Below are 12,713 nucleotides of genomic sequence, written 5' to 3'. Positions count from 1 at the left end.
CGGGTCGAGTGGGGACTGTCTAGGAAGCCGGCTCGATCACACGGAGGTCTCTCGTGTCTCACGGTAGTGCGCGGATGTTGCCGGTTGGCCGGCTGTTGATGGTGCAGCGGATCGCGGAGGGTCGTCCGGTGGCGCATGTCGCGGCCGAGCTCGGGGTCTCGCGCACCACGGCGTGGAAGTGGTGGCGTCGGTTCCAGGCCGAGGGCGAACCCGGGCTCATCGATCGTTCGAGCGTGGCGCACCACCACCCGCACCGCACCGCGGCGTGTGTGGAGACCCGGGTCCGGATCGCGCGGATGCTCACTCGTCGTGGCCCGGTCTGGATCGGTCACCACCTGGGGCTGCCAGCCTCGACGGTCGGGCGGATCCTGGTGCGACACCACGTCCCGTGCCTGCGCGAGTGTGACCCGTTGACCGGGCAGTTGATCCGGGCCTCGCGCCGTTCAGCGAACCGGTACGAGCATCCCTACCCGGGTTCACTGGTGCACATCGACGTCAAGAAGCTCGGCCGTATCCCCGACGGCGGCGGCTGGAGAGCGCACGGGCGCAGCGAAGAAGTTCGTGGCCGGGGTCTGGGCTATGACTATGTGCACACAGCCATCGATGACCACTCCCGGTTGGCCTACGCCGAGATCCATGACGACGAGAAGGGTGCGACGGCTGCCGCGTTCCTGACCCGTGCGATCGCGTTCTACGCCGCCCACGGCATCGCGGTCGAGCGGCTGATCACCGATAACGCATTCTCATACCGCCGATCGCTCGCGTTCCGCGATGCCGTCCTCGAGCTGGGCATCGTGCACAAGTTCATCAAGCCGCACTGCCCCTGGACCAACGGCAAAGTCGAGCGACTCAACCGCACCCTGGCCACCGAGTGGGCCTACTCCCGCGTTTTCGCCTCCAACGACGAGCGCGCCACCCTCTTGCCCATCTGGCTGACGCACTACAACCTGGAACGACCCCACCTCGGCATCGGCGGCCAACGCCCCATCGACCGCGTCAACAACGCTCCGGGTCAGTACAACTCGCTCGCGGGTGCGGCCACGCTCGCACCGAGCACCAGGTTGCTGTGGAAAACGACGGCCTTGGGTTCGAGGTCGGGCTGCTGGACGGCCTCCAGCAGCAGCCGGGCGGCGGTGGTGCCGAGCGACTGGATGGGCTGGCGCATCGTGGTCAGCGGCGGGTTGGTGAACCGCGCCGACTGTGTGCCGTCGAAGCTCACGATCGAGACGTCTTCCGGGACGCGCAGCCCGAGGACGGCGCAGGCGTGCAGGACGCCGTGCGCCTGGGCGTCGGAGCTGACGAAGAGTGCGGTGGGCCGGGCGTCGTGCACGCTGATGGCGCGGGCGTCAGCGCCGAGGAGCGCGTACGTCGCCTCGGCGCCGCCGTCGGCGGTGAACTCGGCGTGCGCCACCAGCTCGTCGCCGCTCGGCGCGCCGATGGCGTCCTGCTGCTGACGCCAGCCCCGGACCCGCTCGCCGCAGGCCGGGACGGGCCACGGGCCCGCGACGCAGCCGATGAGACGGTGCCCCCAGCCCTGCAGGTGCTCGACCGCGTAGGCCGAGTCGGCGACGTTGTCCACGTGCACGCTCGAGACGGTGCGCGACCCGTCGGCGCTCTCGACGCGGTCGACCACGACGATGGGTGGCGTCTCCCTGCGGCGCTCGACGCTGGCCAGCGAGCGCGAGGAGATGAGGATGATGCCGTCCACGCGCCGGTCGATGAGTGACCGCAGGTGGACGCGCTCACGAGCGGCATCGTCGGTGATGCCGACCGAGAGCAGGTTGCCCGAGGTGTAGAGCTCGCCCTCGATCGCGTCGGCCAGCTCGGCGAAGTACGGGTTGACCGTGCTCGGGATGAGCAGGCCGATCGCTCGCGTGGAACCGCCGCGCAGGGCGGACGCGATCGCGTTCGGGCGGTAGTCGAACGCCTCGACCGCGGCCAGCACGCGGGCGCGCGCCTCCGCGGAGACGGGCCGGGGGCCACCGTTGAGCACGTCAGCTCACGACCGCGGGTGACACACCGGCCATCGCCGCGACGTCCGCGCGTGTGGCCACCACGACTCCCTCTCTCCGGGTCCGGTTCGTCAGGCTACCGGCCCCCCGGAGAATGCCTCCAGCTGCGACCGCATCGGGTAGGACGACTGCGCCCCGAAGCGCTCGACCGCGAACGATCCGGCCCGGACGCCGACCTCGACGGCCCGCTCGAGCGAGTCGTCGTGCGCGAGCTCCGCGGCGAGGGCGCCGACGAACGCGTCGCCGGCGCCCGTGGAGTCGACCACCGCGCTCACGGCGGGTGCGGGTACGAGCCCGGAGGCGGACCCCTGCGCCCAGACCGCCCCGTCGCCGCCCAGCGTGATGACCACGGAGCGCACCGACGGCGCGATGTCGACGAGTGCCCGCCGCGCGGCCGCCGGGTCCGGGACCGGGTACCCGACGAGGTCGGCCGCCTCGGACTGGTTGAGGACGAGCGGGTCGCACGCCGCCAGGACCTCGGCGGACGCCGGCACGTACGGCGCGAGGTTCAGCACCACGCGCGTCCCGGGCACCAGGGACGCTTCGGCCACCGCGGCCTCGGCGACCGCGGGCCGGACCTCGGCCTGCAGGACGAGGACGGTACGCGTGCCGGCGCTGGACGCGACGGCACGCCGGACGCGCTCGGGCCGCAGCGCGAAGTTGGCGCCGGGGACCACCGTGATCGAGTTCTCGCCGCTGTCGAACACGGAGACGAGGGCGAGCCCGGTGTGCACGTTGGCGACGATCTCGACCATCGACATGTCGATGCCCTCGGCCCGCAGGTCGCGCAAGACGCGTTCGCCGTCGGCATCGTCGCCGACGCACCCGACGAACTGCACGTCGGCACCCATCCGAGCGGCGGCGACGGCCTGGTTGGCACCCTTGCCGCCGGGGTGGCGGACCATCTGCTTGGCCAGGACGGTCTGACCGGGCCGGGGCGGGACCCCGACCTTGATGATGAAGTCGAGGTTCGCCGACCCGACGACGAGCACGTTGGCGGACATCACTTCTCCCCGCTGTTGATGGACAGCCCGCCGAAGAACCGCAGCAGGACGAACATGAGCACCGCCGGGACGAGGGCGAGCATCACGGACCCGGCGAAGTTCTGGCCGTAGCTGGCGCTGTGCTCGCTGAACGTCTTGGCGAGCGCGATCGGTGCCACCTGGAGGTGGGGGTCGCTGACGATCAGGAGCGGCCACAGGTACGCGCTCCACTGGCCGAGGAAGATCAGCAGGGCGCTGTTCACCAGGGCCGCGCCACTCATGGGCAGGTAGATCGACGCGAGGATGCGCGGCTCGGCCGCTCCGTCGATCTTGGCCGCCTCCCGGAAGGATCCGGGCACGCCGAGGAAGAACTGGCGCAGGTTGAAGATCGCGAGCCCGTCGCCGATGCCGGGCAGCACGAGCGCGATCAGTGTGTTGCTCAGGTGCCAGTCGGTGAACTGGCTGGACAGGGGGATCGCGATGGCCTCGAACGGCACCATGAAGGCGATGACGACGAACCCGAACGCGAAGCGCCGGCCGGGGAACCGCAGCACGGCCAGCGCGTAGGCGGCCAGGACGGTCACCACCAGGCCGATCGCGACGGTGAGCAGGCAGACGACCACCGAGTTCGCCAGCGCCCGGCCGAAGCCGTTGGTCAGGATCGCGGCGTAGTTGTCGAGCGAGACCGATCGCGGCACGACCATCCGCCACGAGGCCACGCCCAGGCTCGCGAACGTCTCCTCGTCGGGTCGCAGCGAACCGACGAAGATCCAGACCGCCGGCAGGATGAAGATCATGCCGACGACGACCGCGATGACGGTCGCGACGAGGTTGACGGGCTTCTCGGGTCGGCGCCGCAGCCGCCGGCGTGAGGGCCGAGGTCCGACAGGCGTGACAGTCGGTGCGGGGCTGAGGGCGACTCCGGTCATCGGGTCTTCTCCTCTCGCAGCAGCCGGAACTGGAGCGCGACGAAGAACAGCATGATCGCGGTCAGGATCACGACCTCTGCGGCACCCAGGTTGCGGTTGTTGTAGTAGAACGTCGTCCGGTACGCGTCGAACATCAAGAGGTTGGTGCTGTTCTGCGGACCACCGTTGGTGATGAGCTGGATGGGCGCGAAGAGCACGAAGTTGGCCACGGTGTTGGCGACGAGGACGAACAGGAGCGGGCGCTTGAGCAGCGGCACCGTGATGGAGACGAAGGTGCGCACGGGCCCGGCGCGGTCGAGCCGAGCAGCCTCGTAGTACTCCTCGGAGATCGACTCGAGACCGGCGATGAGGAAGATCATCCAGTAGCCGATGCCGATCCAGGAGACGACGAGCATGATCGACGCGAGCGCCTGCGTCGGCGAGGAGAAGAACGGCTGGGCGTTGCCCCCGAGTGCCTCGATGATTGCGTTGACCGGGCCGTTCGGCTGCAGCGCGACACCCCACGCGATGCTCGATCCGACGATCGGCAGCGTCGCCGGGATGAACACCAACGTGCGCCACAGGCCGCGCGCCGGGACGTTGCGGGTCAGCACGAACGCGATGAACAGCGCCACGGCCAGCTGTAACGGGTTCACGACGACGTTGAAGAAGAGCGTGCGCAGGATCGTCGCGAGGAAGGCCTTGTCGGCGAGCAGCGCCTGGTAGTTGGCCAGGCCGCTGAACGTGGGTTCGACCACGCTGCCGGGCAGCCCCGAGAACAGGCTCGACCAGAAGGCGCCGATCGCGGGCGAGAGACGCAGCACGAAGATCGACAGGAAGGCCGGGGCGAGGAAGACGACGGCCCAGAACCCGTCCTTGCTCAGCCTGCGCCGCTTGGTGCGCCCGACCGGGCGGGGCTGCATGTCCGCAGCCCCGCCCAGGGGTGTCTCGACGTTCGACACGTTCGCGTTCCGCCTTACTTCGTGTACGGGGCCCAGGCGCGCTCGAGCTCGGCCGACGCCGACTCCAGACTCGTCTTGGCGTCGGCACCGTTCCGGATGTCGGCGAAGGTGCGACCCATGATGTCCTCGAACTCCACATACCCCGTGGTGGCCAGTCGGTTCACCGCCGTGTTCGAGCTCTCGTAGTCGATGATCGCGGCGGCCTGCGTGCCCGCCGGCGTCGTGAACACCGGCCGCTCGAAGTACAGCTTCTTGCCGTCGACGTTGGCCGGCAGGTCCGGGTTGAGCGCGTACTGGGTCCACCCGCCGTCGTCGACGGACATGAACTTCAGGAAGATCGCGGCCGCCTCCTTCTCCTTGCTGAACGGGTTCATGGCCAACGACCACGACCCGGTCGGCGTCACGGCCTTGCCACCCTCGAAGTAGGGCTGCGGCGCGACGCCCCAGTTGACCGTGCTCGACTGCAGCTGGGGCAGGAACCACGGGCCCTCGACCATGTACGCGGTCTTGCCCGCGATGAAGTCGGGGTCGCTCTGCTCGGACTTGACGCCTCGGGGCGACGTGCCGTCCTCGAAGATCGAGTGGTACCAGTCGAACGCCTTGACCCACGCGTCGGACGTCACGTCGGGCGTCAGGTTGCCCTCGCCGGTGGCACCGGCAGAGCCGCCCAGCGACATCGGCAGCGGCTGCAGCTGGTAGTAGCGGTCGAACTGCCCGAAGACCAGCCCGTTCGTCGCGCCCGCCCCCACCGCGGCCTTGGCGTCCGCGGCGATCGCCTCCCACGTCGTGCGCTCGTCGGTGCTGTCCGACGGGTAGGCGACCCCCGCCGCGTCGAGGAGGTCCTTGTTGTAGAACGTCAGCTGCGTCGAGTTGGCGATCGGGACGGCGACCAGCTTGTTCGCGACCGTGGTGCCGGCGGAGGACGCCGCGTCCCACGCGTTCTCGAACTGGCTGAACTGGTCCGTGAGGTCGGTGGTGTAGCCCCGGGCGGTCAGTGCGGCGAGCCGCGGCATGTCCGCCCAGTAGACGTCGGGGTTGCCGTCCTTGTTGGCTATGCGCGAGTCGAGCACGGCGTTCAGCGAGTCGAACGGGATGCTCTCGTACTTCACGGTGATGGTCGGGTGCGCCTTGGCGAACGCGGCGAGGACCGGCTTGAGCCCGTCGTCGCCGGCGGGCACGTGGCCGGCCACCCGGATGGTGGCCGTCGGGTCTTGCGTCGGGATGGTCCACTCGTCGTTCGACGCGGCGGCGCCGGACGACGAACAACCGGCGAGGGTGAGGGCGGCTCCGACGCCGGCGAGGGCGACGATCGTCCGGATGCTTCGTTGCATGGCGGGCTCCACTTCGGGTGTGTGTTGTCGGTGGTGCGAGGGCAGGACGGGGTCAGGCGCCGTGCAGGCTGGACAGGAAGTAGTCGAGGAAGGCATCGACGTCGACGTCGACGGCGATCTCGACGTTCGGCGTGGGTGGGTCGGAACCGGCCAGCAGGTCCGCGACGGCGCCTCCGCGGGCGATGCCGGGACCGGTGACGACCTCGACGTGGGCCCGGCGCCAGGTGACGACTCGGGGTGCGCCAGGACAGCGACCGCGAGCGGGTCGTGCATCGCGCAGGACCGACCGGCGTTGGCGGACCCGGGGGACCAGCTGGCGAGGTGGTCGATCCAGGCCAACGCGTGCGTCCCCGCGAACTGCGAGAAGCTGCTGGAGCTCGCGCGCATGGCCTCCGCGTGCCCGCGTGTGAGCCGGACCTGCTCGGTGACGTCCAGCCCGACGATGCGGATCGTGGCGCCGGAGCGCAGGACCGCGTCGGCCGCCTCCGGGTCGTTCCAGAAGTTGAACTCGCCCGGCATCCGGGTCTCGTGGGTGTGGCCCAGGAAGACCCCGCCCATGATGACGATCTCCCGGACGTTCGTGGCGAAGTCCGGGTCGATGGTGACCGCCGCGGCAAGGTTGGTGAGCGGCCCGATCGCGACGACGGTCAGCAGGCCGGGCTCGGCGGCGGCACGGGTCACGAGCTCGACCGCTGCGTATCCGGGAGTCGCCTGACGGTGACCGAACTGCGCGCGGATCGCCTCGGGTGTCGAGCGGCGGCGGTCGGGGAACGCGAGGGGTGCCGAGGCGCCGCGGTAGACCGGGACCGACGAGGCGCCGAGCCGCTCGAGCAGCTCCACGCTCAGCAGGGTGGCGCTCTCGACGTCGGCGTTCCCGTTCACGGTGGTGATCGCCTCGAGCGTGACCGACGGCTCGGCCAGCGCGAGTGCCAAGGCGAAACCGTCGTCGATGTCCGAGCCGGGAACGCCCATGGCGAGGTCGGTGTCGAGGATGATCCGGGTCGCCGGGGATCGGCCGTCCATGGGTGAACTCCTTCGTTCAACTCGTGTTGATCTGGATTCAACACGAGTTGACTCGGGAGAACAAGGGGTTGTGCGAACGAATTCCGAACGGCCTGACGCGTCAGTCGCTGATGCGGGCCAGCGCGCTGAGCGTGACGCCGAGGGCGGGCGCGTCGACGTCGGCGAAGAACGAGGCGTCGGCGGCCTCGACCACCTCGATCGCCCGTGCGGCGAGCGCCGCGCCGGCCGGTGTGACCAGCACGAACTTCGCGCGGGCGTCGGCGGGGTCCGGCGCGCGCCGCAGCAGCCCCTTGCCCTCCAGCCGGGCGACGACGTCCGAGGTCATCTTCGGGTCGGTGCCCGCCTGGGCGCCCACCTGCGACTGCCGCGGCGGGTCTGCGCGCTCGCCCAGCCACCACGCGCACGCGAGCAGGACGAACTGCGCGTGCGTCAGGTCGAGGGGAGCGAGTGCGGCCGTCATGACCCGCTGCCAGCGCATCGTGGTGTGCCAGAGCAGGAACCCCGGGCTCTGCGACGGGCCGCCGGGGAACCGGGTCATGCGCGGGCCCGGGCGGCGTCGAACAGCGCCTGCATCGAGGTGCCGAAGTCGTCGCTGATCTGCGGGCCGAAGGGGTCCGACCTCGTCCGCGGACGGACCGTCGATCTCGAGCCGGTGGGTGACGCGCGTGCCGCCGTCGACCTCGACCAGCGTGTGCCGGAACAGCAGCGTCAGGTCCCCGAACGTCGTCGCGTCCGCGTACGTCGCCGGTTCGACCAGGTCGACGATCCGGGACTCGAACGTGTCCTGGCCGACCGGCGTGACCGCGACGGTCGTGCCGACGGCGAACGGCCCGCGCAGCTCGAACGAGTCGGCGCCCTCGTAGGTCAGGGCGCCCCGGTGCAGGTCCGCCAGCGCGGCCCACACGTTCTCGCGGGGGAGGTCGGTCTCGGCGGTGTGCTCGGCGATCCACATGGTGTTCCTCCTGAGGTATTTAGTCCGTGTGACGACTATAGGCGCACGGACTAAATCTCCGCAAGGAACCGTCTCTCCATCGAGCCGGGACTACACGGACTCGCCGCCTTCGCCGTTCGCCTCGACGACCGCCACGACGTGGGCGGCACCGCGGGTCGCCAGCACGCGGGAGATCGCGACGAGCGCTCCGGTGACCGCGGCGGCGATCACGACCTCCGACAGGCCGGCGTCGCCCTCGTCGTCGGCACGCGGCGGCTCGTGCCCGGTCGACCTTTGCCACACGCGCGAGACAGCCTGCTGGACCAGCCACGCTGCGATCAGGGCCGCGGCGGCGCCGATGATCTTGGCCAGGAAGGACGAGGTGGGCGTGTCGTCGGGCATGCACGCCACGGTAGTGGTCGCACGGGCCCGCGCGCTCCCCGGACGGGCGTAGGATCGCCGACGAACGACAGGGGAGCGTCGGGCCGAGCGTGGCCTGGACGCTGAGAGTGCGGGCCTCCGCAGACCCTCGAACCTGATCCGGTTGATACCGGCGTAGGGAGTCGGGCTTCTCAGTCCTCCGTGAGCGTGCTCGCGGGCGACCCCCTCCTTTTTCGATCGAGGAGGAGCAACATCCATGGCGAGAACTCTCTCGCTGGGCGCGATCGCCGTCCTGGCGACCGCCTCGCTGGCCGCCTGTTCGGCCATCGGCAGCAGCGACCAGGCGTCGTCGTCCGGCGGCGCCGGCACGGTCACCCTGGTCACGCACGACTCGTTCGCGCTGTCGGACGGCCTGCTCGCCCAGTTCACCAAGGACACGGGGCTGACCGTCAAGGTGGTCCAGCCCGGCGACGCCGGCACGCTGGTCAACCAGCTCGTGCTCACCAAGGACGCCCCGCTGGGCGACCTGGCGTACGGCATCGACAACTCGTTCGCGTCGCGCGCGATCGACGAGGGTGTCGTGCAGTCGTATGTCTCGAAGGTCCCCGCGGCGGCCGACGCCGGCCAATACGCGGTCGACGGGTCCGACGCCCTGACCGCGATCGACAAGGGCGACGTCTGCATCAACGTGGACCACGCGTGGTTCACGGCGCACGGCCTGGCCGAGCCGGCCACGCTCGAGGACCTGACCAAGCCCGCGTACAAGGACCTGACCGTGGTGCCCAACGCCGTCACGTCGTCGCCCGGGCTTGCGTTCCTGCTGGCCACGATCGGCGCGTTCGGCCAGGACGGGTGGCAGCAGTACTGGACGGCCCTGAAGGCCAACGGCCTGCAGGTCGCCGACGGCTGGACGGACGCCTACGAGACCGACTTCTCCGGCGGTGGGGGCGGCGGTCCGCGTCCGATCGTCCTGTCGTACTCGTCGTCGCCGCCCTTCACCGTCCCCAAGGGCGGCACCGAGCCGACCACCGGCGCGCTGCTCGACACATGCTTCCGGCAGGTCGAGTACGCGGGCGTGCTCAAGGGGGCGAAGAACCCGACCGGCGCCGAGAAGCTGCTCGACTTCCTGCTCTCGGACAAGGTGCAGGCCGACATCCCCGGCTCGATGTACATGTACCCGGTGAGCACCTCCGTGCAGCTTCCCGCCGACTGGGCCTCGTGGGCTCCGCTGGCGACCAAGCCGTTCGACGTCCCCCCGGCGGACATCGCGAAGAACCGTGCGGACTGGCTCGAGCAGTGGTCCGCGACGGTGGTCGGCTGATCGCATGACCAGCACGCTCGTCCGTCCCGACGTCCCGGCCATCCAGCTGCGGTCGACGGGACGGACGCGCGTCGTCGTCTTCTGGACGCTGGCAGTCGTCGTCCCGCTGGTGTTCCTCGGGCTGTTCTTCGCGTGGCCCGTCGCGGTCATGGTCGGCAAGGGGTTCGTCGTCGACGGGCACCTGGACCTGTCCGGGTTCGCCGACGTGTTCTCGCGGCCCCGGACCTGGCGGATCATCGGGCTGACCGTCGCACAGGCGGCGCTGGGCACGGCGATCTCGGTGCTGCTCGGCGTCCCCGGCGCGTACGTGCTCTACCGGCACTCGTTCCGCGGGCGGTCCGTGGTGCGCGCCCTCGTCACGGTGCCGTTCGTCCTGCCGACGGTCGTGGTCGGCGTCGCGTTCCGCTCGCTGCTGGTCGACGGCGGACCGCTCGGGTTCCTGCACCTCGACGGCACGTTCGCGGCCATCGTCGCCGCGCTCGTGTTCTTCAACTATGCGGTCGTGGTCCGCGCGGTCGGCGGCCTCTGGGAACGCCTCGACCCGCGCGCCGAACAGGCCGCTCGCGCGCTCGGCGCCTCACCGTGGAAGGCGTTCCGGACCGTCACGCTGCCGTCCCTGACGCCGGCGATCGCCTCCGCCGCCTCGCTCGCCTTCCTGTTCTGCGCGACCGCGTTCGGCACCGTGCTCATCCTCGGCGGGCTGCAGTTCGGCACCATCGAGACCGAGATCTGGATCCAGACCACCCAGTTCCTGGACCTCCGCGCGGCGGCGGTCCTGTCCGTCGTGCAGCTGGTCGTCGTCGCCGGGGTGCTCGTGGTGGCCGGCCGGGCTCGGGCACGACGAGAGCGTGCGCTGGCGCTGTCGGAGCCGGCGTCGTCCATGCGTCGCCTCTCGCTGCGCCGACCGGCAGGCATGCCGCCCGGCGACGGGCACGCGCTCTCGCTCGGCGCCGCCCTGGTGACGGCCGTCGTGGTCGTCCTGATCGCCACGCCGCTGGTCAACCTCGTCGTCCGGTCGCTGCACACGCCGCACGGCTGGTCGATGGACAACTACACCGCGTTGGGCACCACCGGAGGGTCGCTCACCGTGACCGTCTGGCAGGCTGCGCTGAACTCGCTGCGCATCGCGCTGGACGCCACGACGATCGCGCTCGTGGTCGGCGGGCTCGTGGCACTCGTCGTGTCGCGACGACCCCGGCGGGCCTCCGCGCGGCGCGCCGTCGCCGGGCTGGACGCGCTGTTCATGCTGCCGCTCGGCGTGTCCGCGGTGACGGTCGGCTTCGGCTTCCTGCTGTCGATGCACCATCCGTTCGGGCTGCCCGTCGATCTGCGGACGAGCCCTCTGCTCGTGCCCATCGCGCAGGCCGTCGTCGCGGTGCCGCTGGTGGTCCGCACGGTGCTGCCGGTGCTGCGCGCGATCGACCCGCGGCTGCGCGAGGCCGCCGCGACGCTCGGTGCGTCGCCGTTCCGGGTGCTGCGGACGGTCGACCTCTCGCTGGGTGCGCGGGCGCTCGGCCTGGCGATCGGGTTCGCGTTCGCCGCGTCGCTGGGGGAGTTCGGCGCGACCTCGTTCCTGGCGCGGCCCGACCGGCCCACCCTGCCCGTCGTGATCTTCCGGCTGATCGGCCGGCCCGGCCCGCAGAACTACGGGATGGCGCTCGCGGCGTCGGTGGTGCTGGCCCTGCTGACCACGCTCATCGTCGCGATCTGCGAGAAGCTGCGGACCACCGGAGCCGGAGGTGAGTGGTGACCCTGAGCATCGACCAGGTCGTCGTCCGGTACCCGGGCGCCCCCCAGGACGCGGTCGACGACGTCTCGCTGAGCGTGTCGCGCGGTGAGGTCGTCGCACTGCTCGGCCCGTCCGGGTGCGGCAAGTCATCGTTGCTGCGCGCGGTCGCGGGCCTCGAGCCGCTCGCCGCAGGGGCGGTTCGGTGGGACGGTTCGTCGCTCGCCGGCGTCCCCGTGCACCGGCGCGGGTTCGGGCTGATGTTCCAGGACGGGCAGCTGTTCGCGCACCGGTCGGTGGCCGGGAACGTCGCCTACGGGATGCCGCGGGGATCGTCGGTCGACGGGTTGCTCGAGCTCGTCGGCCTGGCAGGCTACGGGTCGCGTGGGGTGGCGACGCTGTCCGGCGGCGAACGCCAGCGCGTCGCACTCGCCCGCGCGCTCGCGCCGCAACCGCGTCTCCTGCTGCTCGACGAGCCGCTGTCCGCCCTCGACCGCACCCTGCGCGAGCGGCTCGCGGTCGACCTGCGCGCGGCCCTCGTCGCCACCGGCACGACCGCCCTGTTCGTCACGCACGACCACGACGAGGCATTCGCGGTCGCCGATCGCGTCGGCGTGATGGCCCACGGCCGCCTGCTGCAGGTCGCGGCGCCGGCCGACCTGTGGCGCTCCCCCGCATCCCGTGAGGTGGCCGCGTTCCTCGGCTACGAGGCGTTCGTCCCGGTCGACGCCGCCGTGGCCGCTCCCCTGCGCGAGGCCCTGGAGGATCGGTCGCGATCCGGTGTGACCATCGCGCTGGCCGAGGGCGCGTTCGTCGTCGGCCGGTCGATCCGCGAGGCCGCCGGTTCGGGCGCGGGTGTGGCCAAGGGAGCCGTGCTCGGCATCGCGTCCCGTCGCGGTCGCTCCGAGGTCCGGGTCGAGGTCGACGGCATCGGCGCGGTGACGGCGCTGGGCCCGGTCGGCGGCCGTTGGGTACCGGGCGACGTCGTCGAGCTGTCGGTCGACCCGGACGCGCTGGCGGTCCTCCCGCTGTAGAGCCCCGGCCCGCTGGCGCTGCACCCGGGAGCTCCGCCGCGTGGCGCGAGAACGGCAGTTCGTCGCGAGAACGGCAGTTCAGAGTGCCGTTCTCGCGGCAA

The 12,713-nt window shown here is 71.1% G+C and carries 10 protein-coding genes, 1 pseudogene and 1 riboswitch; of the genes and pseudogenes, 4 read left to right on the top strand and 7 right to left on the bottom strand.

What is annotated here, in order from left to right:
• Nucleotides 1–53: 53 nt before the first annotated feature.
• Nucleotides 54–1,004, top strand: a pseudogene (locus AC38ZX_RS20170) (IS481 family transposase); the annotation flags it as partial.
• Between the two features lie 8 nt (nt 1,005–1,012).
• On the opposite strand, the gene AC38ZX_RS20165 reads toward AC38ZX_RS20170, so the two are convergent.
• The 7 genes from AC38ZX_RS20165 to AC38ZX_RS20135 all read right to left on the bottom strand — a co-directional run bounded on the left by AC38ZX_RS20165 (nt 1,013) and on the right by AC38ZX_RS20135 (nt 8,552).
• Nucleotides 1,013–1,993, bottom strand: a complete 981-nt coding sequence (locus tag AC38ZX_RS20165; protein WP_491295669.1) for a LacI family DNA-binding transcriptional regulator — start codon at nt 1,991–1,993, stop codon at nt 1,013–1,015.
• A 90-nt stretch (nt 1,994–2,083) separates the two neighbouring features.
• Nucleotides 2,084–3,016, bottom strand: coding sequence for a ribokinase (locus tag AC38ZX_RS20160; protein WP_426593552.1), 933 nt, complete (start codon nt 3,014–3,016; stop codon nt 2,084–2,086).
• The gene (locus AC38ZX_RS20155; protein ID WP_491295668.1) at nt 3,016–3,924 is read right to left on the bottom strand and encodes a carbohydrate ABC transporter permease; all 909 of its coding nucleotides are present in this window, start codon (nt 3,922–3,924) and stop codon (nt 3,016–3,018) included. Before AC38ZX_RS20155 ends, AC38ZX_RS20160 begins: the two co-directional genes overlap by 1 nt.
• Nucleotides 3,921–4,865 (bottom strand): carbohydrate ABC transporter permease, encoded by a 945-nt coding sequence (locus AC38ZX_RS20150; RefSeq protein ID WP_426593550.1) that lies wholly within the window; start codon nt 4,863–4,865, stop codon nt 3,921–3,923. Before AC38ZX_RS20150 ends, AC38ZX_RS20155 begins: the two co-directional genes overlap by 4 nt.
• Nucleotides 4,866–4,879: 14 nt before the next feature.
• Entirely contained in the window at nt 4,880–7,219 is a 2,340-nt protein-coding gene (locus AC38ZX_RS20145; protein WP_491295666.1) for an extracellular solute-binding protein, read from the bottom strand.
• 100 nt (nt 7,220–7,319) lie between these two features.
• The gene (locus tag AC38ZX_RS20140) at nt 7,320–8,171 is read right to left on the bottom strand and encodes a MarR family transcriptional regulator (RefSeq protein WP_491295664.1); all 852 of its coding nucleotides are present in this window, start codon (nt 8,169–8,171) and stop codon (nt 7,320–7,322) included.
• 90 nt (nt 8,172–8,261) lie between these two features.
• The gene (locus AC38ZX_RS20135; protein ID WP_426593545.1) at nt 8,262–8,552 is read right to left on the bottom strand and encodes a DUF4235 domain-containing protein; all 291 of its coding nucleotides are present in this window, start codon (nt 8,550–8,552) and stop codon (nt 8,262–8,264) included.
• A 59-nt stretch (nt 8,553–8,611) separates the two neighbouring features.
• Nucleotides 8,612–8,729, top strand: a riboswitch (TPP riboswitch).
• Nucleotides 8,730–8,787: 58 nt separating this feature from the next.
• Here AC38ZX_RS20135 and AC38ZX_RS20130 point away from each other — a divergent pair.
• The 3 genes from AC38ZX_RS20130 to AC38ZX_RS20120 are packed head-to-tail and all read left to right on the top strand — an operon-like array spanning nt 8,788 to nt 12,612.
• The gene (locus AC38ZX_RS20130; RefSeq protein WP_491295662.1) at nt 8,788–9,852 is read left to right on the top strand and encodes a thiamine ABC transporter substrate-binding protein; all 1,065 of its coding nucleotides are present in this window, start codon (nt 8,788–8,790) and stop codon (nt 9,850–9,852) included.
• 4 nt (nt 9,853–9,856) lie between these two features.
• Nucleotides 9,857–11,602, top strand: coding sequence for an ABC transporter permease (locus AC38ZX_RS20125; RefSeq protein WP_491295660.1), 1,746 nt, complete (start codon nt 9,857–9,859; stop codon nt 11,600–11,602).
• Complete coding sequence (locus AC38ZX_RS20120; RefSeq protein WP_491295657.1) at nt 11,599–12,612, top strand: ABC transporter ATP-binding protein; 1,014 nt, start codon at nt 11,599–11,601, stop codon at nt 12,610–12,612. Before AC38ZX_RS20125 ends, AC38ZX_RS20120 begins: the two co-directional genes overlap by 4 nt.
• Nucleotides 12,613–12,713: the final 101 nt, after the last annotated feature.

It is taken from the genome of Cellulomonas sp. McL0606, assembly GCF_058248365.1.
The sequence above is the reverse complement of the archived record's forward strand: the minus strand, read 5'-3'. Positions and strand labels throughout refer to the sequence as shown.

Coding starts and splice junctions, on each gene's coding strand:
- AC38ZX_RS20140 (WP_491295664.1), bottom strand. CDS start 8,171: ATGTGGATCGCCGAGCACACCGCCGAGACCGACCTCCCCCGCGAGAAC.
- AC38ZX_RS20130 (WP_491295662.1), top strand. CDS start 8,788: ATGGCGAGAACTCTCTCGCTGGGCGCGATCGCCGTCCTGGCGACCGCC.
- AC38ZX_RS20145 (WP_491295666.1), bottom strand. CDS start 7,219: ATGGACGGCCGATCCCCGGCGACCCGGATCATCCTCGACACCGACCTC.
- AC38ZX_RS20125 (WP_491295660.1), top strand. CDS start 9,857: ATGACCAGCACGCTCGTCCGTCCCGACGTCCCGGCCATCCAGCTGCGG.
- AC38ZX_RS20160 (WP_426593552.1), bottom strand. CDS start 3,016: ATGTCCGCCAACGTGCTCGTCGTCGGGTCGGCGAACCTCGACTTCATC.
- AC38ZX_RS20135 (WP_426593545.1), bottom strand. CDS start 8,552: ATGCCCGACGACACGCCCACCTCGTCCTTCCTGGCCAAGATCATCGGC.
- AC38ZX_RS20155 (WP_491295668.1), bottom strand. CDS start 3,924: ATGACCGGAGTCGCCCTCAGCCCCGCACCGACTGTCACGCCTGTCGGA.